Here is a 24808-nt window from a genome sequence, read left to right as displayed (position 1 = left end):
AGTTGGAGTCATTACCCGTTATCCCTTCAGTATTAGTTATCGCCAGCCGCTTTTTTTCAGCCCGCTGCGGGTGATACAACAAGGTTCCGGACTGTTATTTTTTATTTTTATTCTCTCCTGCACGGTAGCGTATACGCTGTATAAATACTCCAATAAATACACCACTCCAGAGGAGAACCTACGCCGGGCCATTGAGAATGGCGAAATTATTCCTTTTTACCAACCAATAGTGAACGGACGGACCGGTGAAATACACGGGGTGGAAGTTCTGGCCCGCTGGAAACATGAACGCATCGGGTATGTCTCACCTGTAACGTTTATTCCGGTGGCGGAAAAAACGGGTTTAATTATCCCGCTAACGAAAGCACTGATGGCCCAGGTAGTACAAGAGATGAATAAAGTGGCCAGTAAATTACCTGACGGTTTCCACATTGGAATAAACTTCAGCGCGTCGCATGTTAGTGCGCCTTCTTTTATGGCCGATTGCCTGCAGTACCGGGAAAGTTTTCAGCATAGTCACTTAAAACTGGTACTGGAATTAACCGAGCGCGAGCCGCTGCATATAGATCAGCGCCTGATTGAGAATCTCAATACGTTACGCCGCCATGGGTTCTCTATCGCACTCGACGATTTTGGTACGGGCTATTCAGGACTTTCCTATCTGCACGATCTGAAAATCGATTTTATCAAGATAGATCAGAGTTTTGTCAGCCGCGTTGATAGCCATGAGGATTCAACCATGTTGCTGGACTACGTGCTCGATATGGTCAAAAAGCTGTCTTTGCAAATTGTGGCCGAAGGCGTGGAGACTCAGGAGCAGCTCGAGTACCTCAATCGCAAAAATATTGCCTTCATGCAGGGTTATTATTTCTACAAACCCCTCACCTATATTGAGCTGGTGATAGCGCTACTGGCACAAAACAATAAAGAAATTAGCGTAGATTAAGCGCGAATCTGGCCGCCTCTGGCCCTTGAGATCACAGCAAAGCGAGCCTTTTGCTATCGCGTCCAGAGCCAGGTATTTATCCTGATTTATTGATCTGGCAAAGGTTCCCCCCTGTTTCATTCCCGGTATATGAGTTATCTTTTACTGACAAACTGTGGTTACAGCTGTAAGGAGACCCTGTATGGCCAAGTATCAGAACATGCTCGTTGCTATCGATCCCAACCAGGACGATCAGCCCGCGCTGCGACGCGCTGTTTATCTGCATCAACGGATTGGCGGTCGCATTAAGGCATTTTTACCGATCTATGACTTTTCCTATGAGATGACCACCCTTCTGTCTCCAGACGAGCGTACCGCTATGCGTCAGGGGGTGATTAGCCAGCGTACCGCATGGATCCGCGAGCAGGCGAAATACTATCTGGATGCCGGCGTGCCGCTGGAAATTAAAGTGGTCTGGCATAACCGTCCATTCGAGGCGATTATCCAGGAAGTGGTCAGCGGTGGTCACGATCTGCTGCTGAAAATGGCCCACCAGCACGATAAGCTCGAATCCGTTATCTTTACCCCAACTGACTGGCACCTGCTGCGTAAATGCCCTTGCCCGGTTTGGATGGTGAAAGATAAGCCGTGGCCGGAAGGTGGTAAAGCGTTGGTCGCCGTGAACCTTGCCAGCGAAGAGGTGTACCACAATGCGCTGAACGAAAAACTGGTCAAAGAGACGATTGAGTTAGCCGAGCAGATTAACCATACCGAAGTCCATCTGATTGGCGCTTACCCGGTAACACCAATTAATATCGCTATTGAATTACCTGATTTTGACCCAAGCGTGTACAACGACGCCATTCGCGGTCAGCACCTGTTGGCAATGAAGTCGCTGCGCCAGAAATTCAGCATTGATGAGAAGTTTACCCACGTAGAAAAAGGGTTGCCTGAAGAGGTCATTCCGGACTTAGCCGCCCATCTTGATGCCGGTATTGTGGTATTGGGTACCGTCGGCCGTACCGGGATTTCCGCAGCCTTCCTCGGCAACACCGCGGAACAGGTCATTGACCACCTGCGCTGCGACCTGTTAGCCATTAAGCCAAACGATTATCAAACGCCCGTCGAGATGGATGACGAAGAAGACGATTGAGTATTGATATAGGCACAAAAAAACCGGCGCAAGCCGGTTTTTTTATCGCTGACGCATGGCTCACCGTTTAATGCTGCACGGTTCTGCCAGCCCAGAGAGGAATATCAGTGGAGCCCAAGTCGCCAGGCGAAATCGATTTCTTCTTTCAGTTCGATGGCGGACAGCGCCATCAGATCGGCAAATTCCAGTTCGAGTTGCTTAACACGTTTCAGATACTGCGCAGGAGTTAAAGGCGTGGTTTCACGGCGGAGAAATTCGATTGCCAACTGTGCTGGCGTTAACAAGGTATCCATAGTTTCCTCATAGGTGTGGACGACTTTGGACAGTATAACACCATTGCCTGGGTGATTTTTGACCAAAAACAATCGCGGGACAAATAAAAAGCCGCCGGTCGACATCGACGGCGGCTTTACGTTTTTACCTAAGCTATTAGAGCGCTTTCAGAATCGCATCCACGCTGGCTTTGGCATCACCAAACAGCATCTGCGTGTTCTCTTTAAAGAACAGCGGGTTCTGAACCCCAGCATAGCCGGTGTTCATTGAGCGTTTGAAGACGATAACGTTCTGCGCCTTCCACACTTCGAGAACCGGCATGCCCGCGATTGGGCTCTTCGGATCGTCCAGTGCAGCAGGGTTAACGGTATCGTTCGCGCCGATTACCAGTACGGTGTCGGTATCGGAGAAGTCATCGTTAATCTCATCCATCTCCAGTACGATATCGTAAGGCACCTTGGCTTCCGCCAGCAGCACGTTCATGTGGCCCGGCAGACGCCCGGCGACCGGGTGAATACCAAAGCGAACTTTAATACCGCGCGCACGCAGTTTCTCGGTAATCTCTGCCACCGGATACTGCGCCTGAGCCACCGCCATCCCATAACCTGGGGTGATGATAACCGAGTGGGAATCTTTCAGCATTTCAGCCGTTTCTTCCGCACTGATTTCACGGTGCTCGCCCACTTCTTCATCGCTCCCGGTTGAGGAACCATCGGTACCAAAACCACCGGCAATCACGCTGAAGAATGAACGGTTCATCGCTTTACACATGATGTACGACAGGATTGCACCAGAGGAACCCACCAGCGCACCGGTGACGATCAGCAGGTCGTTGCTGAGCATAAAGCCCGCCGCCGCCGCCGCCCAACCGGAGTAGGAGTTCAGCATTGAAACCACCACCGGCATATCCGCCCCGCCGATGGAGGCTACCAGATGCCAGCCGAACGCCAGCGCGATTACGGTCATAATCAGCAGACACAGAACCTGAGTACCGACGCTATCGGTGCGCACAAACGCAATCAGCAGCAGGAAGGAAACCACCAGCGCTGCCAGATTCAGTTTGTGACGGTTTGGCAGCATCAGCGGCTTGGACGACATTTTGCCGCACAGTTTGCCGAACGCCACGATGGAACCGGTAAAGGTCACGGCACCGATGAAGATACCGAGGAATACTTCGGTCAGATGAATATTGACCAGAATTTGTTCCATGCCGGTCTCATGCTGCAGGTAGCTGTTAAAGCCTACCAGCACCGCGGCCAGACCAACGAAGCTGTGCAGTACGGCAACCAGCTCCGGCATTTCGGTCATTTCAACTTTCTTCGCCAGACGAATACCAATCGCACCGCCGATGATCATCGCGAGGATAATCCAGCCAACGTTATGACTGTCCGGCCCGAGGATGGTTGCAATCAGCGCAATCGCCATACCGGCCATGCCGAAGTAGTTGCCCTGCTGTGACGTTTCGTGTTTTGACAGCCCCGCCAGGCTAAAAATAAACAGGATCGCGGCAACAATGTATGCAGCTGTAACTAATCCACCAGACATTTGTTACCCCTTATCCTTTGCGGAACATTTTCAGCATGCGCTGAGTGACGGTGAAACCACCAAAAATATTAATACTGGCGATCAGTACCGCGATAAAACTCAGGAAGCTGACCCAGCCACCGTGGCCAATCTGCAATAGCGCCCCAACCACGATAATGCCGGAGATGGCATTGGTGACCGACATTAAAGGCGTATGCAGTGCATGCGAGACGTTCCACACTACGTAGTAACCCACCACGCAGGAGAGCGCAAAGACCGTAAAGTGGCCGAGGAACTCTTTCGGCGCGACGTTGGCCAGCCAGCCAAACAGAATAATTGCCAGCGCCATCAGCGCATACTTGCGCCATGGTGAAGCCGGTTTTTCAGCTTCTTTCGGTGCTTCAGCGGCTTTGGGTGCCGCCTGCGGCTGTGCAGAAACCTGAATCGGCGGTGCAGGCCAGGTGACTTCGCCTTCGCGGATCACCGTCACGCCGCGAATCACGACATCGTCAAAATCGATGGTGACGTTGCCGTCTTTCTCTTTACACAGCAGTTTGAGCAAGTTAACCAGGTTAGTACCGTACAGCTGAGAAGACTGGGTCGGCAGGCGTCCGGCGAGATCGGTATAGCCAATCACCTTCACGCCGTTAGCGGTGGTGAACACTTCACCCGGCACGGTGTATTCACAGTTGCCGCCGTTTTGCGCCGCCAGATCAACCACAACGCTGCCCGGGGTCATGGAATCGACCATTTCACGGGTAATCAACTTCGGTGCAGGTTTACCTGGAATCAGCGCGGTCGTGACGATGATATCGACCTCTTTCGCCTGCGCGGCGAACAGGGCCATTTCCGCGGCGATAAATGCTTCGGACATCACTTTCGCGTAGCCGTCACCGCTGCCCGCTTCTTCTTTGAAGTCGAGCTCGAGGAATTCGGCGCCCATACTCTGCACCTGCTCTTTCACTTCAGGGCGGGTATCGAATGCGCGCACGATGGCGCCAAGGCTATTTGCCGCACCGATGGCGGCAAGACCGGCGACGCCTGCACCGATGACCATTACTTTAGCCGGAGGGACTTTACCAGCGGCAGTGATTTGCCCGGTAAAGAAGCGACCAAACTCGTGAGCTGCTTCGACAATCGCACGATAACCGGCGATGTTAGCCATTGAGCTGAGCGCATCCAGCGACTGAGCGCGGGAGATACGCGGAACAGAGTCCATCGCCATCACGTTAATATTACGCTCGGCAAGTTTGGCCATCAGCTCGGCGTTTTGCGCAGGCCAGATAAAGCTAATTAGCGTCGTACCTGGATTGAGATTCGGGATCTCTTCGTCCATCGGCGCGTTGACTTTGAGGATGACATCCGATTGCCAGACCGCTTCGCCGGAGACAATCTCAGCGCCAGCCTGTACAAATGCGTCATCATCGAAGCTGGCGAGTTTTCCTGCGCCACTTTCAATGGCCACGCTGAAACCGAGTTTAAGCAGCTGTTCTACCGTCTTCGGCGTTGCTGCGACTCGCGTTTCCTGGGCCCACCTCTCTTTTGGTACACCAATACGCATAACTATTCCCTTCCATCGGTTCTTATATGATGGTTTGCCGTTTCGCCAGTTTGTTGCGGGGAACTCGTAGCGAGTACACAGGCGAACAACCTGAATAAATAAAACAGTAACAAACTGACTATAACCTACTGAAAATACCGATTGTGATCTAGCGCCAAAAATTACTATTTTTGCATTAAATGCCAAATACTGAGTTCAGAGGGCTACAAACAGCGATATTTACCCCGATTTGATTAGCGAGCCTCATAATTCGCTTAATCCGCACGGGAAAACATGATTATTCTCGGGCATGACAGGCCGTTTAACATTCCATTAACTTAAAAAAGTCATATGGTTGACCGCTTTTTCTGGTCAAGCGCCCGTTTTATCAACATATCAGGAAAAGTTATCCAAAACCGTCACCAGCTTCGCATCTGAAGTTAAAAATGACGCAGACAGTGGAGTCATTTCAATGCCATAATCAGCTGTTTTCCTGTTAACAACATTTCCCGAATTTGGTTTGCGCAAGGCGAAGGATTATTTTTATGAAGCTTAAGAACACCCTCCTCGTGTCCGCCATGTTGTCTGCCGCAGCGATGTCCGCTCACGCAGCCACTGAGCTGACTCCGGAGCAAGCGTCCGCACTGAAACCTTATGACCGCGTCGTGATCACCGGTCGCTATACCGCCATTGGCGACGCGGTGCAGGCAATGTCCCGCAAAGCGGATAAAGAAGGCGCAGCCTCTTTTTACGTTGTCGATACCTCCGATTACGGCAACAGCGGGAACTGGCGAGTAACAGCCGATTTCTATAAAGAAGATGCGGCTAAAGCCGATGTGCCGAAAAACCGTATTATCAACGGCGTGATGGAACTGCCAAAAGACCAGGCCGTCGCGCTGGTTCCTTACGATACCGTCACCGTTCAGGGCTTCTACCGCAGCCAGCCGGAAGTTAACGATGCCATCACCAAAGCGGCGAAGGCAAAAGGCGCGGCGTCGTTCTTTATCGTGCGTCAGGTAGATGCTAACGACGGCGGCAACCAGCGCATTACGGCTTATGTCTACAAAGCCGATGCTGAAAAACGTGTGCTGCAGAGCCCAGACGCCATTCCTGCCAACTCTGATGCGGGCCGTAAAGCCCTGGCAGAAGGTGGTGAAGCGGCGAAACAGGTTGAGATCCCAGGCGTGGCAACTACCGCAGCCGTGGGTTCCGGCACCGGCGTAGGTCGTTTCTTTGAAACGCAATCCTCTAAAGGCGGACGTTACAGCGTCACGCTGCCGGATGGCACCAAAGTTGAAGAACTGAACAAAGTTGCCGCTGCGCAAATGGTTCCTTTCGACAGCATTAAGTTCACCGGTAACTACGGCAACATGACCGAAGTTTCCTACCAGGTGGCGAAACGTGCCGCGAAGAAAGACGCGAAGTACTATCATATTACGCGTCAGTGGCAGGAACGTGGCGGTAACGTCACCATCAGCGCCGACTTGTACAAATAAGAGACACCGAAAGGCGGCGCCAGCCGCCTTTTTTTTCGCTTTAAGCCATCCGCAGTTGCATGTGCGTACCTCTCTCCGTAAAATCGCCGCCTCAGCGCAATCCTCCATGTTTATGCGATTTCGCCAAATAAATATTCTCCGTCTTCTCTTTCCGCGACAGGATTCACATGGAAAAGAAATTAGGGCTTAGCGCCCTGACCGCTCTGGTTCTGAGCTCGATGCTCGGCGCGGGCGTTTTTAGTCTGCCGCAAAACATGGCGATGGTAGCCAGCCCAGCCGCTTTGCTGATTGGCTGGGCCATTACCGGCGTCGGCATTCTGTTCCTCGCCGTTGCTATGCTGGTGTTGACTCGTATTCGTCCAGATCTGGACGGCGGCATCTTTACCTATGCGCGTGAAGGTTTTGGCGAGCTGATTGGTTTTTGCTCTGCCTGGGGTTACTGGCTGTGCGCGGTGATAGCCAACGTCTCCTATCTGGTTATCGTCTTTTCCGCCCTGAGCTTCTTTACCGATACGCCGGAGCTGCGCCTTTTTGGCGACGGCAACACCTGGCAGTCGATTGTCGGCGCGTCCGTATTACTGTGGGTGGTGCATTTTCTGGTGCTGCGCGGCGTGCAAACGGCGGCCAGTATCAACCTCGCCGCAACGCTGGCCAAGCTGGTACCGCTGGGGCTGTTTATCGTCCTCGCCGCCATGGCGTTTAACAGCGATGTCTTTACGCTTGATTTCCACGGCATCGATTTAGGCGTGCCGGTGTGGGAGCAGGTGAAAAACACCATGCTGATCACGTTGTGGGTGTTTATCGGCGTGGAAGGCGCGGTGGTAGTGTCCGCCCGCGCGCGCAATAAGAAAGATGTGGGCCGCGCGACCCTGCTGGCGGTCATCTCCGCGCTATGCGTCTATCTGCTGGTCACGCTACTGTCGATGGGCGTGGTAGCGCGTCCCGAACTGGCAGAAATGCGCAACCCGTCGATGGCGGGTCTGATGGTTCGCATGATGGGTTCCTGGGGCGAAATCGTCATTGCCGCCGGTCTGATTATTTCCGTCTGCGGCGCCTATCTGAGCTGGACGATTATGGCGGCGGAAGTCCCGCTGCTGGCGGCGACACACAAAGCTTTCCCGCGCATCTTTGCCCGTCAAAACGCCAATAATGCCCCTTCTGCTTCACTGTGGCTGACCAACCTCAGCGTGCAGGCAAGCCTGGTGCTGATCTGGCTGACCGGTTCGGATTACAACACCCTGCTGACCATCGCTTCAGAGATGATCCTCGTGCCGTATTTCCTGGTCGGGGCATTCTTATTAAAAGTGGCCCGCCGCCCATTACATAAGGTGATTGGTGTCGGAGCCTGTATTTATGGCTTATGGTTATTATATGCTTCCGGTCCGATGCATCTGCTACTGTCTGTAGTGCTGTATGCCCCGGGGCTAATGGTGTTTATTTATGCACGACGCACCCATGACGATAACGTCCTGCTCAAGCGTCGTGAACTGGCCTTGATTGGCCTGCTGCTGGTTGCCGCCGTTCCGGCAACGTGGATGCTGGTGAGGTAACGTGCGCGGCCTCATCGTCAATTTGAAAAGGAAATAACGATGGGAAACATGCTATCACGCCCAATCCTGATAACCGGTGGAGGCCGTCGTATCGGCCTCGCCCTTGCCCACCATTTTCTCACCCAGCAGCAGCCGGTTATTCTCAGCTACCGCACCCACTATCCGGCGATTGACGTCATGCGCAAAGCGGGGGCGGTTTGTATCCAGGCCGATTTCTCAACCGACGACGGCATTTATACCTTTGCCGATAATGTCCGCCAGCAGTGCACTAGTCTGCGCGGTATCCTGCATAACGCCAGCGGCTGGCTGGCAGAAAGCCCTAACGCGTCGTTGAGTCACGTGCTGAACGCCATGCTGCAAATCCACGTCCACGCCCCTTATCTGCTCAACCACGCGCTGGAAGACCTATTGCGCGGCCACGGGCATGCGGAGGGCGATATTATTCACTTTACCGATTATGTGGTTGAGCGCGGCAGCGATAAGCATATCGCCTACGCTGCCAGTAAAGCGGCGCTGGATAATATGACCCGTTCGTTTGCCCGCAAGCTCGCGCCAGAGGTGAAGGTGAACGCTATTGCGCCGGCTCTGGTGCTGTTTAACGAAGATGATGATGAGACGTATCGCCAAAAGGCGTTGAATAAGTCGTTAATGAAGATTGCCGCCGGGGAGAAAGAGATTATCGATCTGGTGGATTACATCCTCGGCAGCTGCTACGTCACCGGCCGTACCTTTGCGGTCGATGGCGGCCGTCCGCTGGTTTAGTGGAAGCGGCCCCACAGGAAAATCAGCAGCCAGGCGCTCACTCCCCAACACGCCACCGCGCCCGCTAGCGCCAACGGCAGGCGCATCATCCCGGTGAAATACCACAGCGACAGCAGGTAGAGAAAGTACGGGATAATTGACCACATCCCAAACACGATGGTGGCGCGCAGCGCCTCCGTTCCCCGCTCGCTGGCGACAATATAGTGCGCAATCAGCGCAAAGGTCGGAAACAGCGGAATCAGCCCGGCAATGGCGTAATTTTTGGTTTTCGCCAGCACGCCAATCAGTACCACCACCAGTGCCCCGAGCAGCGCTTTAATTAACAACCCCATTTCATTTTTCACCACTAAACAACATGTGGCCCCAGCATAGCGGATACGCTTTTGATTATGAATAGAAAACGTCTGCCTCATTGCTCGCAGTAATGGGGCTTAACTTGATCTCGCTCACCCCATTAGTATGATGAATCCTTACAATCGTCATACTCTTTTAGTTGTATACCTCCATCATTAAGGCCATCGTTTTGTCCAGTCTACGCCGCTCGCTTTTGGCGCTGCTCGCCTGCGCCCCTCTCTTTGCTCACGCCTCCGCCCCCAACGAAATCAGTATCGCCTGGCCGGTCAACGTCGGGCCGCTGAACCCGCATTTGTACACGCCGAACCAGATGTTTGCCCAAAGTATGGTGTATGAACCGCTGGTAAAATATCAGGCCGATGGTTCCGTGATGCCGTGGCTGGCAACAAGCTGGACGCACTCAACGGACGGTAAAATCTGGGTCTTCAACCTGCGCCAGGATGTGGTTTTTTCGAACGGCGAAGCCTTTAACGCCCACGCTGCCGCAGAAAACTTCCGCGTGGTTCTGGACAACCGCCAGAGGCATGCCTGGCTGGAGTTGGTCAATCAGATTGTCGATGTTAAAGCACTCAATACATACCAGCTGCAAATCACCCTTAAAAGCGCCTACTATCCGTTCCTGCAAGAGTTAGCCCTGCCGCGCCCTTTCCGCTTTATCGCGCCGTCGCAGTTTAAAGATAATGAAACTCTGCATGGTATTAAGGCCCCTATCGGCACCGGGCCGTGGATGCTCAAAGCGTCGAAGCTTAATCAGTACGACGTGCTGGTGCGTAATGAGCACTATTGGGGGAAGAAAACGGCGCTGGAGAAAATCACCGTTAAGGTGATCCCGGACCCAACTACCCGCGCCGTGGCCTTTGAAACCGGCGATATCGACCTGCTGTACGGTAACGAAGGGCTGCTGCCGCTCGACACTTTCGCGCGTTTTAGCCAGCTTGCGGCCTACCATACCCAGCTTTCCCAGCCGATTGAAACGGTGATGCTGGCGCTCAACTCCGCCAGGCCACCGACCAACGAGCAGTTAGTCCGTGAAGCCTTGAACCATGCGCTGAATAAAAAATCGCTGATTGATAATGTCCTTTACGGCACCCAGCAGGTGGCCGACACGCTGTTTGCCCCCTCCGTCCCGTACGCTGACGTCAAGCTAAAACCCCGTCAATACTCACCGCAGCAGGCGAATTCCTTGCTGGAAAAAGCGGGCTGGACGCTGCCGACGGGCAAAACTATCCGCGAGAAAAATGGCCAACCGCTGCGCATTGAACTGGCCTTTATCGGCACCGACGCGCTGAGTAAATCGATGGCCGAAATCATTCAGGCCGATATGCGCCAGATAGGCGTTGATGTGGCGCTGGTCGGCGAGGAAGAGAGCAGCATTTATGCGCGCCAGCGCGATGGTCGTTTTGGCATGATTTTCAACCGGACCTGGGGCGCGCCGTACGATCCACACGCCTTTATGAGTTCGATGCGCGTGCCGTCGCACGCCGATTTCCAGGCGCAACAAGGATTAGCCGACAAGCCGATTATCGATAAAGAAATTGGCGAAGTGCTGGAAACCAGCGATAAAACCCAGCGATAAAACCCAGCGTCAGGCGCTGTATCGCGACATTCTGACCCGTCTGCATAACGATGCCGTCTATTTACCCATCAGCTATATCTCAATGATGGTGGTGGCCAGGCCGGAGCTGGGCGACATTCCCTACGCGCCAATTGCTGCGGAAATTCCGTTTGAACAGATTACGCCGGTGAAACACTGATGCTGCGGTACGTATTACGGCGCATTGCGCTGCTGATCCCGATGGTGTTTGCCGCCTCGGTGATTATCTTCCTGATGCTGCGTCTGGGCACCGGTGACCCGGCGCTCGACTATTTGCGTCTTTCTAACCTGCCGCCAACGCCGGAAATGGTCGCCTCGACGCGCATCATGCTGGGGCTGAATGAACCATTAGTGGTTCAGTACGGCAACTGGCTGTGGAAAGCGCTGCATCTGGATTTTGGCCTTTCATTTGCCAGCCAGCGCCCGGTGCTGGATGACATGTTGGACTTCCTGCCGGCCACCCTGGAACTGGCGGGAGCCGCACTGGTGCTGATCCTGCTGACCTCAGTCCCACTCGGCATTTGGGCCGCGCGTCATCGCGATCGCCTGCCGGATTTTATCGTGCGGATTATCGCCTTTCTCGGCGTGTCGATGCCCAATTTCTGGCTGGCTTTCCTGCTGGTGATGGTGTTCTCGGTCTATTTACAGTGGCTGCCCGCGCTGGGCTACGGCGGCTGGCAGCACCTGATTCTGCCAGCTGTGTCGATTGCCTTTATGTCTCTGGCGATTAACGCCCGCCTGCTGCGTGCCAGCATGCTGGAAGTGGCCGGACAACGCCATGTCACCTGGGCCAGACTTCGCGGTCTCAACAACAAGCAAACCGAGCGGCGTCATATTTTGCGCAATGCCTCGCTGCCGGTCGTGACCGCGGTCGGTATGCACATCGGTGAACTGATCGGCGGGACGATGATTATCGAAAATATCTTTGCCTGGCCGGGCGTTGGGCGCTACGCCGTCTCGGCAATTTTTAACCGCGACTACCCGGTTATCCAGTGCTTTACGCTGATGATGGTGATTGTCTTTGTGGTCTGCAATTTGATGGTCGATGTGCTAAACGCCATGCTGGACCCGCGTATTCGCCGTCATGAAGGAGCGCATTCGTGAACTTTTTCTTCTCCTCGCGTTGGTCGGTGCGCCTGGCCATCGTCATTATTGTTCTACTGGCGCTCGTAGCGCTCACCGCCCAGTGGTGGCTCCCTTACGATCCTCAGACAATTGATTTACCCTCACGTTTACAGGCCGCCGGAAGCCAGCACTGGCTGGGCACCGATCATCTGGGTCGCGATATTTTCTCTCGCCTGCTGGCGGCCACCCGCGTATCGCTGGGTTCGGTCATTGCCTGCCTGCTGCTGGTGTTAGTGCTCGGGCTGATTATTGGCGGCAGCGCCGGGCTGCTCGGTGGCCGTGTTGATCAAATCACCATGCGCATCGCCGATATGTTTATGACCTTCCCAACCTCCATTCTGTCGTTCTTTATGGTCGGTGTATTGGGAACCGGGCTCAGCAACGTAATTATCGCCATCGCGTTGTCGCACTGGGCATGGTATGCGCGGATGGTGCGTAGCCTGACAATTGCCCTGCGCCAGCGTGAATTTGTGCTCGCCGCCCGGCTTTCCGGTGCTGGACATCTGCGGGTGTTTATTGATCATCTGGCCGGGGCGGTGATTCCCTCGCTGCTGGTGCTGGCGACGCTGGATATTGGTCATATGATGCTGCACGTTGCCGGTATGTCTTTCCTCGGCCTTGGCGTGACTGCGCCCACCGCCGAATGGGGGGTGATGATAAACGACGCGCGGCAGTATATCTGGACTCAACCGCTGCAAATGTTCTGGCCGGGATTGATGCTCTTTATCTGCGTGATGGCCTTTAATCTGCTGGGTGATGCGCTGCGCGATCACCTCGACCCTCATCTGGTGACGGAGGCCGCCCACTGATGCTGCAAAAAATCGACATCGATAACATTGTCCTGCAGGCCGAACGTCCGCTGGTACACGGCGTTTCATTGACGGTTCAGCGTGGCCGCGTACTGGCGCTGGTCGGCGGCAGCGGTAGCGGAAAATCGCTGACCTGCGCGGCGGCGCTGGGCATTTTACCCGCAGGAGTTCGCCAGACGGCTGGGACAATCCTCGCGGATGGCATTCCTGTATCCCCCGACAATTTACGCGGCGGCACCATCGCCACCATTATGCAGAATCCGCGCAGCGCGTTTAATCCGCTACACACCATGGCGGCCCATGCGCGGGAAACCTGCCGGGCGTTAGGTAAACCCGCTGACGATGCCACGCTTATCGCCGCTTTAGCCTCCGTGGGGCTGGCGGATGCCGAACGTGTGCTGGCGCTCTACCCGTTTGAAATGAGCGGCGGCATGCTACAACGCATGATGATTGCGATGGCGGTTCTGTGCGATGCACCGTTTATCATCGCCGATGAGCCGACCACCGATCTCGACGTTGTCGCTCAGGCGCGCATTCTCGATCTGCTGGCAGAGATGATGCAAACCCGCGCGCCGGGAATGCTGCTGGTGACTCATGATATGGGCGTCGTTGCCAGGCTGGCCGATGATGTCGCGGTAATGGACAACGGCATCATTGTGGAGCATGGCGATGTCGACACCCTGTTTCGCGCGCCGCAACATCACGTCACCCGCAATCTGGTGGCGGCGCATCTGGCCCTCTACGGCCTGGAGTTAGCGTCATGACAATCCTGAGCGCCTCGACAGTTTCACAGCATTATTCCGGCATCCGAGTGCTAAATGACGTTTCAATGGCGCTGCAATACGGTGAAACCGTTGCGCTGCTGGGGCGTAGCGGCTGCGGTAAAAGTACCTTAGCGCGTCTGCTGGTTGGGCTGGAATCTCCCGCGCAGGGGCATGTTTGCTGGCGCGGTGAACCGCTAGCAAAACTTAACCACGCCCGGCAGAAGGCGTTTCGCCGCGACATTCAGATGGTCTTTCAGGACGCCATCAGCGCGGTCAATCCGCGCAAAACCGTGCGCGATATTTTACGCGAGCCCATGCGACATCTGCTGTCACTCAATAAAACCGAACAACTGGCGCGGGCAAGCGCCATGCTAAGGGCCGTGGATCTTGACGACAGCGTGCTCGACAAACGGCCCCCACAGTTGAGCGGCGGCCAGCTTCAGCGGGTCTGCCTGGCGCGAGCGCTGGTGGTGGAACCAAAACTGCTGATCCTTGACGAAGCCGTTTCCAATCTCGATCTGGTACTACAGGCGGGCGTGATTCGCCTGCTCAAAAAGCTGCAACAACAGTTTGGGACTGCCTGTCTGTTTATCACCCATGACTTACGTTTGGTTGAGCGCTTTTGCCAGCGGGTCATGGTGATGGACGGCGGTCAAATCGTCGAGACGCAACGGGTCGGCGACAAACTGACGTTTACATCGTCTGCCGGGCAAGAATTGCAAAATGCAGTACTTCCCGCCTTCCCCCTTCACCGAAATAAGGTCTAACCCGATGCAACGCGTTACCATAACCCTGGATGATGATTTACTGGCCACGCTCGATAACCTCAGCCAACGCCGTGGGTATCATAATCGTTCAGAAGCGATCCGCGATATCCTGCGCGATACGCTGGCACAAGAAACCACGCAACAGCACGGCACTCAAGGCTTTGCGGTACTGTCGTATGTTTATGAACATGAGAAGCGTGATTTAGCCAGCCGGCTGGTATCCACCCAGCATCATCACCACGATCTCAGTGTTTCAACACTGCACGTACACATTAACCACGAGGACTGCCTTGAGATTGCGGTGCTCAAAGGCGACATGGGCGATGTACAGCATTTTGCCGATGACGTTATCGCCCAGCGCGGCGTTCGGCATGGTCATTTGCAATGTTTGCCTGACCACGAATGATTTGTGCCTGTGATAATTGCGCGTTTTTCGGTATCGTAGCGTTTTCGCCAGCCATGATGTAAAGCAATGAACAAGATCGTTTATGTTGAAGATGATCCCGATGTTGGGGCGTTGATCGCCGCCTACCTCGGCAAACATGATATGGATGTCATCGTGGAACCGCGCGGCGATAACGCCGAAGCGACGATTGCTCGCGAAAAGCCCGATCTGGTGCTGCTGGATATTATGCTGCCAGGTAAAGACGGTATGACCCTGTGTCGCGACCTGCGCGGACAGTGGCAGGGGCCGATCGTACTATTGACGTCGCTGGACAGCGACATGAACCATATTTTGTCCCTGGAAATGGGCGCGAACGATTACATTCTCAAAACCACCCCGCCCGCCGTTTTGCTGGCGCGCCTGCGTCTGCACCTGCGTCAGAATACCAGCACCAGCAACAATATCGCTTCCGCGCAATCGACGCTGACACCGCACAAGGCGCTGCGGTTTGGCACTCTTTCCATTGACCCGGTCAATCGTCAGGTGTTGCTGAGCGGCGAAAACATTGCCCTGTCGACCGCAGACTTTGAACTGCTTTGGGAGCTGGCCACCCACGCGGGGCAGATTATGGACCGCGATGCGTTGCTGAAAAACCTACGCGGTGTGACCTACGACGGGATGGATCGCAGCGTCGATGTTGCCATTTCACGTTTGCGCAAGAAACTTCTCGATAGCGCCACCGAGCCGTACCGCATTAAAACCGTGCGTAATAAAGGCTATCTGTTCGCCCCGCACGCCTGGGACTAATCAAGGAAGCTAACAGCAGATTATGCTGGGCGTAAAACTATAACCCTCGAGAGTCGTCGCACCACCCTCGTCAAAAACAGCGTGATTATGTTGCCAGGCGGCTAAACTATCGCCGACTGGCAGCATTTTCTATAAATAATCAGGCCATGAATTCTGCGGCCTGCATTCCACGCGCAAAACCGGCCTCCAGCAGGCCCAGCGTCACCGTGTAAATGGCTTTCGCATCCAGACCGTCACCTTCCAGCGGGAAGCTCAGCACTGCATCACGAACCACGGTCATCGCCAGCCCCAGATCTGAGCCCGAGCGAATCGTCGAGTTGACACAAAATCCGGCCACCGCCCCTATCACCGCCACCTCGGTGATATTCTCACTCTTCAGCCAACCATAAAGATCGGTTGAGCTAAACGCCGACGAGGTGTGTTTCACAAACACCGCTTCTCCCGGCAGCTCGTTAAATCCCTCAACCGGTAAAAAATGCGCTGACGATGTGTGCATCGGAGAACCTGGCTCAAGGGTTTGGTGCCGGACGTGAAGCACCGGTTTTCCCGTTGCACGGAATGCGCGAATCACAGAGCGCATATTGTCGATGCTGTTGGTGGGATAATAATCCATGCCACTCGCTATTCTTTCGGTAACAAAACCCTGCATATCGATAATCAACAATGCCTGCATAGCGCCCTCGCCTGTACGTTAAAAAAACACTTTACGCAGAGAGCGGTACTGATAACAAGCCGCCGATTTTAATATGTGAATTTGATAAACCGATGCGATCAACAAAGCAGCATAAAATCACGCATTTTGTATGACAATATGGTGTTTTTATCTTTATAATCCGCCACGGACTCTTACCCGCACTGGATAAGAGGTTAATTTATTGCACACCACTCTTTCCGGCATTTCAGGTGCTGAATGAGGTAAGAGGCTACATCATGTTCACAACGCTTGCCTATATTGTCCTTTTTTTAATCTGTTCATGGGGCATATTCAAAATAGATCAAAAAAGCCATTCGCTTTCCCGATCCGTGTTTATCGCCATTTTCATCGGGGCCGTTATCGGTTTATCCCTGCACTTTATCTCCGCCACCAGCGGTAAAGCCGTGATTGATTGGTACAGCATCATCGGTAACGGCTACGTTAATTTATTGAAACTGGTTGCGGTACCGCTGATCTTTATTTCCATTCTTTCCGCCATTAATAAGCTCGAGAATAACGCGGGGATCGGCAAAATGTCGCTGACCATCGTCGCCTGCATGCTGGTTCTGGTGATGATCGCCGGACTTGTTGGGCTATTTACCGCGCACGTTATCGGGCTTGATGCCAGCGCTTTTGGCCATATGCAGTCGACGCTGACCGCTGATGACGTGACCAAAACCGCCGCAGTTTCCCTGCCGCAGCTGCTCACATCACTGATTCCAACTAACCTGTTCCTCGATCTGACGGGCGCACGCAGCGTATCGGTTATCGGTATCGTGATTTTTACGCTGCTAGCCGGTGTGGCTCTGCTGAAGGTGAAAAAGGACGCACCAGAAGAAGGAGCCAAATTAAGCGCAGGTATCAACGCGATTCAGATTTGGGTAATGAAGATGGTGCGTATTGTGATTGCGCTGACGCCTTATGGGGTGATGGCCTTAATGGCCAAAGTGTTCTCAACCTATCAGCTGGAACAATTTACCAGCCTGTTAGGCTTTATTGCCGCCTGTTATCTGGCGGTCGCCATGATGTTTATCGTCCATGCGATTTTACTGATCCTCAGCGGCAATAATCCGCTGAAATACTACAAAACCGTATGGCCGGTTCTGACCTTCGCCTTTGTATCACGCAGCAGCGCTGCGGCTATTCCGCTGGCAATTACCGCGCAGGAAAAATTCGGCGTACCGAGCACGATTGCCAATATCGCGGCCTCTTTTGGTTCCAGCATGGGGCAAAACGGCTGTGCGGGAATTTATCCGGCCATTATGGTAGCGATGATTGCGCCAACCATGGGCATCGATCCCCTGTCCTTCCAGTTCCTCGCAACGCTACTTCCAGCGATTGCGCTGGGTTCAATCGGCGTCGCGGGTGTCGGCGGCGGCGGTACGTTTGCCGCTCTGATTGTGCTATCAACGTTGAATTTCCCGGTGGCGCTGGTCGGTATTTTTATTGCTATCGAACCGATTGTCGATATGGCCCGTACCGCGCTGAACGTGAACGGCTCGATGATGTCCGGGGCTATTGCTAGCCGGGTTCTCAAACAGGAACAAGAATCGGCCGAGACTTCGGCCGATGTGACGCTTAATTAAACGCAGACGCCTCAGTGACCTGAACGCTGAGGCGTTTAATATTAATGACTGTGCTGATAGCCTAACGGGAACAGCATTTCTGCCTTTTTATCCGCTTTCATAAAATAGAACGTCACGAAGAACAACCCAACCATAAACGGAGTTTCATAGAGTTCCTCCATCAGCTCAGAATAATGCAAATCGCGCACGAACAGCGGCGCTAATAGACGGTGATGCTCAATTGTATCAGCCGCTAAAAACGTCACGACTGTTACCGCCATCAGCCACAGAGGCAACGTATCTTCTCGCATTCGACGAGCAATTTCTTTGCGTAACGTCTTAGACAGCAAACTGAGCAGTAACCCACCAACCAGAATAACCGAGATGACTTTAAATACGATATGCGGCGCATCCGGAAAATAGACGCGTCCCCAACTGGTGCTCCGACCTAAAAGAACCAACCACCACAGCGCGGCCCACATCCAAAACTGTTTTTCACCCTCAGGCCTTGCGAATGGTCTGATATACCATACGGTAAACGCCGCACCAAATAGTAGCCACAGAGCCTGGATGTTTTCAATCTGCGTCACCAGCTCCCCATCCAGCAAAGGGATACGCCAATCAGCGGCCAAGGGAAATAACGCTGACACAACAATCAGAACAATCACTGGAAGCGAAACGTGCGTATCTAATTTCATAAATAATAGCCACATTAAGAATCTGCCTATCATGATAAATTCCCAATGTGTTTAGCCATTAGCATTGCATGCGATCTTCTTAAGGTTATCTTAATGTTCGCATTAAATGTGAAACGATTGTGTCATTGGTGAGCGCGGGTAAATGCTTAAGCGTGTCGCTTGCCGCCCGGAGACTCACCCGTTCGGTTATCGCTGCTTACAGGAGATGGGCTAATGGAAGCGTTTTATTAAAAATGAGTAAAGACCGCTTCTGGCACGGAGCGAACGGTTCCGCAAACGCTAAGGTCAATCGTGAGCCGAGAAGCAGACTCGCAAGGCTAAAGTGCACACAATCTGCTGGCACTTTAAAGGATGAATCACGACCTTTTCTGAAAGACTATTTTTGCTCATGAGCAATGAGAGCCAATCGGAGGTGATGCTCAATGAATCCCGCCTTAAAAGCACTATAGCGACGAAGATCGTTTTCACTTGCTAATGCCGCGGCGCGTTTAATTTCATTATACTGCTGTGCTATCTCTTTATTTTTAATGAGATAATCGCGAAACGCGAGCAGCTTTATGATGTGTTGATCGCCAATAACAAAAGCATGGACCTGGTGACTGCGTTGCTCTCCCCCCTTAGAGAAATATCTGCGATTTGGGATGCCATATTCTCCACGTGCCATATAACCGGCGTTTTCCATTGCAATATTTAAGCTATCCAGAGCTTCAGGATCAACGACCTCCAGTAATATATCGATGACGGGTTTTGCCGCCATACCGGGTATCGAAGTACTTCCGACGTGATGGATTTTCGCAATCTTCTTTTCAAGAGCGGCTTGCAGCAAAGCGGACTCCTCAGCAAAGAGGCTTAACCACTGAGTATCGTAATCAACAACTTCTATTATTCGCATAACACCCTCGGCAAATATGCTTTTATTCATTAATGGAGCTTTAGAGGACTATCTTCTACCCTGCCGTCTTATATGGGAATAATACTGCTAACCAACGGGCATCATATAGACTGCTATCAGCAAAGGCGAGCTTCGTTTAAGATTCAGATGGTTATTGCAAGCATTTCAACTATAACTTTGGATGAAACAGCGATGTCTGCTTCCGACACTCTGGAGATATTCGAACCAGCCAGTGGCAAACAGGATATTTCAGTCCCCCCCCGCCGAAGAACGAGTTAGATTAGTGGGGAGCACTCTGCTCCCCACTATTAACCGTCTTAGCTTGTTTTACGTGGTCCATTGAACCACAGCAAAGCGCCGACGACTGTCAGGCTTAATATCGAAATAGTGTAGAGTGCAGTAATAGCACCAAATTTCTGTGCTATCACACTGGTTATCCCTGTAGAAGCAGCAGCGGTCAGAACCTGCCCACGCCAGGTTATTGCGCTGGCTTTCGCAACCTGAGTTTCTGCGAAATTTTTAAGTACCCCGAAAGAGCCTAAAGCAAACACAATATTCGACGCCATGTGCGCACTAAAGATCAGCGCCAACCCGAAGAATGTATAACCCGTGGATAGGGGTAATAAACAATAGCTGCCAATGTATCCGCCCAGACATATCATCAATAGCCAGTTATTAGTGGAATAACGCTGCAGTTTATCGGCATTAAGAATTAGCGGGCCGCAGAGTTGCCCAAGACTTCGCGCAAGTATCAGTGGCAGCGCCAATTCGGCAGAATCTTCTGGGCTGATTTCTTGTGCCAAAGCAGGCAAAAGTGCCATTGCAGGAGACCCCACTGCGGCAAGTGCAGGAAGAAGCAAAATGCTCCTTTTTTGCACCGGAGACAAACACCGCCAGAGAAGTTTCTGCGAGATAGGCGGAGCCTTTTCCGGCTGTAATCGGGTCACTTGAAAAACAGAACCAGATACCAGGAGCATAGCGACAGAAGCGGCGAAGCTCAGGGCATCGATGGCAAGGAGATTTAGAATAGAGACTCTATCAAACAGTAAAACGCCAAGACCGGTGCCGAATATAACCTGCGAGGCAAAAATTATCGTTTCCATGGCGGTTGCTGCGGGTAATTCTTCAGGACGCAATCCGCGTTTAAACAGCAAGGTCAAAGCAGGATAACTCATACCAGTAAACAGAGCTTCCCAACACTGGACCGCCAGCAGGGCCGGAACGTTATGATGCAACAAGCCATACAACGGAAAAATAAGCGCCAGCAAACCGAGTATCTCTGTACAAATCAATATTCGGAGCGGTGAAACGGTCCGACACAAAACCTCGCCCCAAAGACTCCCGATAAAACTGGGAAGCATCGACAGCATATAAACGATGGTCAGAGTCGCAGGGGAAGCCTGCCAGTGTAACAGTTGTCCAAAAATAATTATCTGCGTAAGCCCATTACCCAGTGATGACAGGATATAAGCGCAGCCGAGGAAACGCAGCCAACGATGACTACGCAGTGCGCGAATTAGCGCAAGCAGCAAAGTATTCATGTAGAAAAATTCTCATCTTTAAATAACAGAAGCCCACATAGCCAACAGGCAATGCGGAAAGTAAAAACTGTTAAAAGATGGAATTCTTACATTGAGAAAAAACTCTAGAAGAAACAGATGCGAAAGTGTAGCACATAGAAAGTAGACGGTGCACCTGAAGCCGGAATTTCCCTCATAGCACTCAATTACCTAACACATTTTAGTCGGCCTACTGGGGGCGGAAAACGACACTGTGCTTGTAAGTATTCCGGTAAACTTTTGGAAATCAGTCATTCTCGCCATCGATGACGAAATGGAGAGCCCCGATGAGTATCGGCTAATATCCACCAGGGTTGTATCGGGCTATTGGACCGAGGATAGGTTCTGATTTTCAGCGTTTGAATGGCGGAGGTAACGAGTCGGTGTTGTCCCCGTATAATGACGGAAAAAAACAATGAAGGCGCTGTCGCTGACAAAATCAAGCTGCTGCGCAACCTGACTTAGCCTCCAACCATCACATAGCATTTCCATTGCTTTCAGCAGCCTCCACTGTTGCCTCCAACTCTGATAATTCATTCCCGTCTCTTTTATAAAGATACGGCTTATCGTGCGTTCACACGCGCCCGCTTTTTGAGCTAATTGACCCAAGCGCGGAGGTAATTCCCCCCTGCGAACGCTGTCCAGCCATGCGCTCAGGCGATTATCTGAAGGAAATCTCAGTGTCCAGTTTTCACGCTGTGCATTTTTAATTTCTTCACAAAAAACGGTGATGAGACTGAGCTGTTGTGCTTCAGCCATTCCCCATGGCCAGAACGCCATCCGCTCTATGACTTCAAAGAATAAGGGGTTAACTTCAACAATCTGCAGAGGCAGTGAAGCTAACGGTAAAGCATTTGAAAAGTAAAGAGATCGATAGGCCATCGTTCCACTCATAATGGCTCGATGAACCGTGCCAGCCGGTATCCAGGCAGCACGCCGGGGTGGAAGCAGGCAAAGGGTGTTATCCATCTCAATGGTGATGCTGCCAGCCGCTGAAAAAAGTAACTGATGACGAAGGTGACTGTGCATGCCTGAATCGTGTACCCCCATATCGGATGCAATCCCAACAACCACATCAGCGAAATTATCCGGATTGAAAGAATCCTCAGGGTCAATTTTCATCTTATGTCCGATTTTTAATACATCTAGCCTTGATAATGGTAATCAGACATAAACACTTCCGCAATAATCCCCCCATATTAAGTTTGCTAAGGAAGTTGTCATGAATACCCATAAACGGCCACCTTTGTGGCTACTGACATTGCTGATAATGTTTCCCCAGCTTGTGGAAACGATCTACAGCCCGGCATTGCCAGACATTACCCGAGCTTTTCAGGTGAGCAGTGAACGTGCAGCTCAGACTCTTTCAGTCTATTTTGTCGCTTTTGCTATCGGCGTTGCTCTGTGGGGGTGGTTAAGCGACAGCATTGGTCGGCGGCCAGCCATGATGGCCGGACTACTTTGCTATGGGACAGGCTGCGCAATGGCGCTTTTGGCTACAGAGTTTAGTGTTTTACTCCTGGCTCGCATGATAGCCGCCGTGGGTGCCGCTGCAGGGTCTGTTGTCGTTCAAACCATGCTGCGGGATAGCTACGAATCGACGGCATTAGCCCGTATTTTTTCCGTTATGGGTGCGGCGCTAGCGATAAGCCCAGTTTTCGGTCTGGTCAGTGGCGGTTGGCTGGTTAGCCTGTACGGTCATTGCGGCGTGTTTGTTGCGCTGGCCATGATGGCGCTAGTACTGTTAACGCTGACCGCATTCTTGCTCCCTGAAACGCGGTCGGAAAATACTTCCGGCTCCCGGTTTCGCGGGCTGATTTACCGGATGGCGAGAGATGGAAGACTGTGGCAGCATGCAATGCTTGTTGCGCTGCTGAATACGATGCTTTTCAGTTACTACAGCCTTGCACCGTTTCTTTTTGGGCAATTGGGCTGGAGTCCCAGGGCTTTCGGGTGGACGGGGATTTTACTGGCTTTTGCTTCTCTATCAGGGAGCCTGTGGAACCGGAAATTGCTGTCCATCGGCTTGTCATCAGAACGACTCGTGAAATATGCCTGCGCCCTTGCGTTGCTATCTGGCGTCACAGCATGGGGATTACAGCAATCTGCGTGGATCCTCTTGCCGGTAGCTGGGGTTGTGGTTGCCTATGGCATTGCGATACCCAATGTACTAAGCCAGGCCCTGAGCCATTATCGTGAGCAGGCCGGAGCTGCCGGAGCGCTGTTTGGATTAGTCTACTATTTGTTGCTGGGAATGATGCTGGGTCTTGCCGGTATCGTGCAGCAACTGGGATTGGTTTTGACCGCTTGTGCCGTAACAGCCTGGCTTTGCAGTCTTTCACGCCGCTAAGCCGATTGCTGTGTAGAGCTAGCTTGATGGCCCACGGTGAGCCAGAAGAAGAAATTCTTTGCTTAGAAACCAGACTCTCTGTAGCGATTTAATCGCTGCCTTATGTTTCGAAGGATATATTGCTTAATTTCTGCTGAATGAAATCAATGAACGCGCGTGTTTTCGCGGGCAAATAGCGCCTGTCTGAATAGAGTGCGAACAATTGCAGTGGGGCAACCGATTGTTCAAACTCAACCTCGATTAGCCGTCCATCACTTATGTAGGGCTGGCAGGCTTGTTTAGATAAAATGGCAAAACCGACACCTGAGACTGCCGCACGCCCTGCCATCTCTCCGCTGTTGACCCGATAATGACCTTTGACCTTAATCGTCTCGAACCCTCCCTTTTTGTTGATAAACTGCCAGGGAGCACCTTTCAGTGCGCTTACCGTTGTAATACAAGGTAATTCTTCAAATTGTTGTATCTGAGTAGGGATGCCATAACGCTGAATGACGGAGGGAGCGGCAACTATGGTGCAAGGGATAGTCACCAGATGGCGAGCGATGTAGTCACTGTCATCCATCTGACCGCGGCTAACAATAATGGCTAAATCCAGATCATCTCGCAGGGATTCCAAACCTGACAAATTGGTGACGCAGCTGATCTCCAGGTCTGGGTACTGACAGGCGAATTCAGCAACAGCAGAACCCAGTAATGCCGGACCAATCTCATTGGGAATACAGAGGCGTAATGGGCCCTTGAGTTGCATCTGCCGCAAGGTTAATTCTGTCTCAGTTTGCTCAAGCGCCTCCAGCAATGGCTTCGCTCGGGTATAGAGCAGATGCCCCGACTGGGTGAGTTTCATATGTCGGGTGCTGCGCTCAATGAGCTGAAGATTCAGTTTTTCTTCTAACTGAGAAATACAACGGCTCACATTTGATGTCGGCATTTCAAGGACTTTCGATGCCCCAACAAAGCTTTCTCGTTCGACCACCGCGATAAATACTTTCAGGGTATTAAAATCAAGAGCTGAACGCATCAATTATCCCAGATTCGATAATAATAAGTGCCATTTTTACCACCTAATGAACATTATTGATAGCGGTTAAACTCGGATATCTTTCATCCACAGGTTGCTTGCTATGCCACTGTTCACACCAACGTTTAATCCTAAAGCCCTTATGCGAATAGCCGTTGTAATGGCTTTTATCCAGTTCACTAACGCGGTAATGACTCCAACTTA

At 52.4% G+C, this 24808-nt stretch carries 23 protein-coding genes and 1 pseudogene; 14 read left to right on the top strand and 10 right to left on the bottom strand.

Annotated features, from left to right (window positions below; genetic code table 11):
* Together LZ634_RS21330 and uspE are read left to right on the top strand one after the other, a co-directional pair.
* Positions 1-946, top strand: a 946-nt coding sequence (locus LZ634_RS21330; protein ID WP_234508760.1) for a cyclic diguanylate phosphodiesterase, incomplete at its 5' end; no start/stop codon positions are given.
* A gap of 181 nt (positions 947-1127) precedes the next feature.
* Positions 1128-2078, top strand: coding sequence for a universal stress protein UspE (uspE, locus tag LZ634_RS21325; protein ID WP_234508759.1), 951 nt, complete (start codon positions 1128-1130; stop codon positions 2076-2078).
* Positions 2079-2182: 104 nt separating this feature from the next.
* On the opposite strand, the gene LZ634_RS21320 is transcribed toward uspE, so the two are convergent.
* The 3 genes from LZ634_RS21320 to pntA all read right to left on the bottom strand — a co-directional run bounded on the left by LZ634_RS21320 (position 2183) and on the right by pntA (position 5436).
* The gene (locus LZ634_RS21320) at positions 2183-2371 is read right to left on the bottom strand and encodes a YdiH family protein (RefSeq protein ID WP_234508758.1); all 189 of its coding nucleotides are present in this window, start codon (positions 2369-2371) and stop codon (positions 2183-2185) included.
* Between the two features lie 136 nt (positions 2372-2507).
* Complete coding sequence (gene pntB / locus LZ634_RS21315; protein ID WP_234508757.1) at positions 2508-3896, bottom strand: Re/Si-specific NAD(P)(+) transhydrogenase subunit beta; 1389 nt, start codon at positions 3894-3896, stop codon at positions 2508-2510.
* Positions 3897-3906: 10 nt separating this feature from the next.
* Positions 3907-5436: a Re/Si-specific NAD(P)(+) transhydrogenase subunit alpha gene (pntA, locus tag LZ634_RS21310; RefSeq protein WP_234508756.1), complete on the bottom strand. Its 1530-nt coding sequence runs from the start codon at positions 5434-5436 to the stop codon at positions 3907-3909.
* Positions 5437-5960: 524 nt separating this feature from the next.
* On the opposite strand from pntA, the gene ydgH reads away from it, so the two are divergent.
* From ydgH to folM, 3 genes are all read left to right on the top strand, one after another.
* A complete protein-coding gene (gene ydgH / locus LZ634_RS21305) occupies positions 5961-6911 on the top strand; it encodes a DUF1471 family protein YdgH (protein WP_234508755.1) in 951 nt (316 codons plus the stop codon).
* A 167-nt stretch (positions 6912-7078) separates the two neighbouring features.
* Positions 7079-8461: an amino acid permease gene (locus tag LZ634_RS21300; protein WP_234508754.1), complete on the top strand. Its 1383-nt coding sequence runs from the start codon at positions 7079-7081 to the stop codon at positions 8459-8461.
* Between the two features lie 39 nt (positions 8462-8500).
* Positions 8501-9223, top strand: coding sequence for a dihydromonapterin reductase (gene folM, locus LZ634_RS21295; RefSeq protein WP_234508753.1), 723 nt, complete (start codon positions 8501-8503; stop codon positions 9221-9223).
* Here folM and LZ634_RS21290 read toward each other — a convergent pair.
* On the bottom strand, positions 9220-9555 hold the full coding sequence (locus LZ634_RS21290) for a GlpM family protein (protein ID WP_035895486.1): 336 nt from the start codon (positions 9553-9555) through the stop codon (positions 9220-9222). The two genes, folM and LZ634_RS21290, sit on opposite strands and share 4 nt — an antisense overlap.
* Before the next feature lie 185 nt (positions 9556-9740).
* On the opposite strand from LZ634_RS21290, the pseudogene nikA reads away from it, so the two are divergent.
* The 7 genes and pseudogenes from nikA (at position 9741) to rstA (ending at position 15828) form a co-directional block, all read left to right on the top strand.
* Positions 9741-11331: pseudogene (gene nikA / locus LZ634_RS21285) on the top strand (nickel ABC transporter substrate-binding protein).
* Entirely contained in the window at positions 11331-12275 is a 945-nt protein-coding gene (nikB, locus tag LZ634_RS21280; protein WP_234508752.1) for a nickel ABC transporter permease subunit NikB, read from the top strand. The pseudogene nikA and the gene nikB overlap by 1 nt, the downstream one beginning before the upstream one ends.
* Positions 12272-13105, top strand: coding sequence for a nickel ABC transporter permease subunit NikC (nikC, locus tag LZ634_RS21275; RefSeq protein WP_234508751.1), 834 nt, complete (start codon positions 12272-12274; stop codon positions 13103-13105). Before nikB ends, nikC begins: the two co-directional genes overlap by 4 nt.
* A complete protein-coding gene (nikD, locus tag LZ634_RS21270) occupies positions 13105-13869 on the top strand; it encodes a nickel import ATP-binding protein NikD (RefSeq protein ID WP_234508750.1) in 765 nt (254 codons plus the stop codon). Before nikC ends, nikD begins: the two co-directional genes overlap by 1 nt.
* Positions 13866-14636, top strand: coding sequence for a nickel import ATP-binding protein NikE (nikE, locus tag LZ634_RS21265; RefSeq protein ID WP_234508749.1), 771 nt, complete (start codon positions 13866-13868; stop codon positions 14634-14636). Before nikD ends, nikE begins: the two co-directional genes overlap by 4 nt.
* A gap of 4 nt (positions 14637-14640) precedes the next feature.
* A complete protein-coding gene (gene nikR / locus LZ634_RS21260) occupies positions 14641-15042 on the top strand; it encodes a nickel-responsive transcriptional regulator NikR (RefSeq protein WP_234508748.1) in 402 nt (133 codons plus the stop codon).
* A 66-nt stretch (positions 15043-15108) separates the two neighbouring features.
* Entirely contained in the window at positions 15109-15828 is a 720-nt protein-coding gene (rstA, locus tag LZ634_RS21255; protein ID WP_234508747.1) for a two-component system response regulator RstA, read from the top strand.
* Between the two features lie 139 nt (positions 15829-15967).
* Here rstA and LZ634_RS21250 read toward each other — a convergent pair whose 3' ends face one another.
* A complete protein-coding gene (locus LZ634_RS21250) occupies positions 15968-16501 on the bottom strand; it encodes an isochorismatase family protein (protein WP_234508746.1) in 534 nt (177 codons plus the stop codon).
* Between the two features lie 257 nt (positions 16502-16758).
* On the opposite strand from LZ634_RS21250, the gene LZ634_RS21245 reads away from it, so the two are divergent.
* Positions 16759-18108 (top strand): L-cystine transporter, encoded by a 1350-nt coding sequence (locus LZ634_RS21245; protein ID WP_234508745.1) that lies wholly within the window; start codon positions 16759-16761, stop codon positions 18106-18108.
* Between the two features lie 41 nt (positions 18109-18149).
* On the opposite strand, the gene LZ634_RS21240 is transcribed toward LZ634_RS21245, so the two are convergent.
* The 4 genes from LZ634_RS21240 to LZ634_RS21225 form a co-directional block, all read right to left on the bottom strand.
* The gene (locus LZ634_RS21240; RefSeq protein ID WP_234508744.1) at positions 18150-18785 is read right to left on the bottom strand and encodes a hypothetical protein; all 636 of its coding nucleotides are present in this window, start codon (positions 18783-18785) and stop codon (positions 18150-18152) included.
* A 376-nt stretch (positions 18786-19161) separates the two neighbouring features.
* A complete protein-coding gene (locus LZ634_RS21235) occupies positions 19162-19677 on the bottom strand; it encodes a GrpB family protein (RefSeq protein WP_234508761.1) in 516 nt (171 codons plus the stop codon).
* Between the two features lie 317 nt (positions 19678-19994).
* Complete coding sequence (locus tag LZ634_RS21230; RefSeq protein WP_234508743.1) at positions 19995-21218, bottom strand: MFS transporter; 1224 nt, start codon at positions 21216-21218, stop codon at positions 19995-19997.
* A 342-nt stretch (positions 21219-21560) separates the two neighbouring features.
* Positions 21561-22358 carry an AraC family transcriptional regulator gene (locus LZ634_RS21225; protein WP_234508742.1) on the bottom strand — a complete coding sequence of 266 codons (798 nt, stop codon included), beginning with the start codon at positions 22356-22358 and terminating at the stop codon, positions 21561-21563.
* A gap of 100 nt (positions 22359-22458) precedes the next feature.
* On the opposite strand from LZ634_RS21225, the gene LZ634_RS21220 reads away from it, so the two are divergent.
* Positions 22459-23586 carry a multidrug effflux MFS transporter gene (locus tag LZ634_RS21220; protein ID WP_234508741.1) on the top strand — a complete coding sequence of 376 codons (1128 nt, stop codon included), beginning with the start codon at positions 22459-22461 and terminating at the stop codon, positions 23584-23586.
* Positions 23587-23686: 100 nt separating this feature from the next.
* Here the strand turns inward: LZ634_RS21220 and LZ634_RS21215 are convergent, their stop codons facing one another.
* On the bottom strand, positions 23687-24604 hold the full coding sequence (locus tag LZ634_RS21215) for a LysR family transcriptional regulator (protein ID WP_234508740.1): 918 nt from the start codon (positions 24602-24604) through the stop codon (positions 23687-23689).
* Between the last annotated feature and the right edge of the window lie 204 nt (positions 24605-24808).

The organism is Kluyvera intermedia, from assembly GCF_021440345.1.
Taxonomy (GTDB): Bacteria; Pseudomonadota; Gammaproteobacteria; order Enterobacterales; family Enterobacteriaceae; genus Kluyvera; species Kluyvera intermedia_A.
Note: the sequence above shows the minus strand (reverse complement) of the source record. Positions and strands in the feature narration are given on the sequence as shown.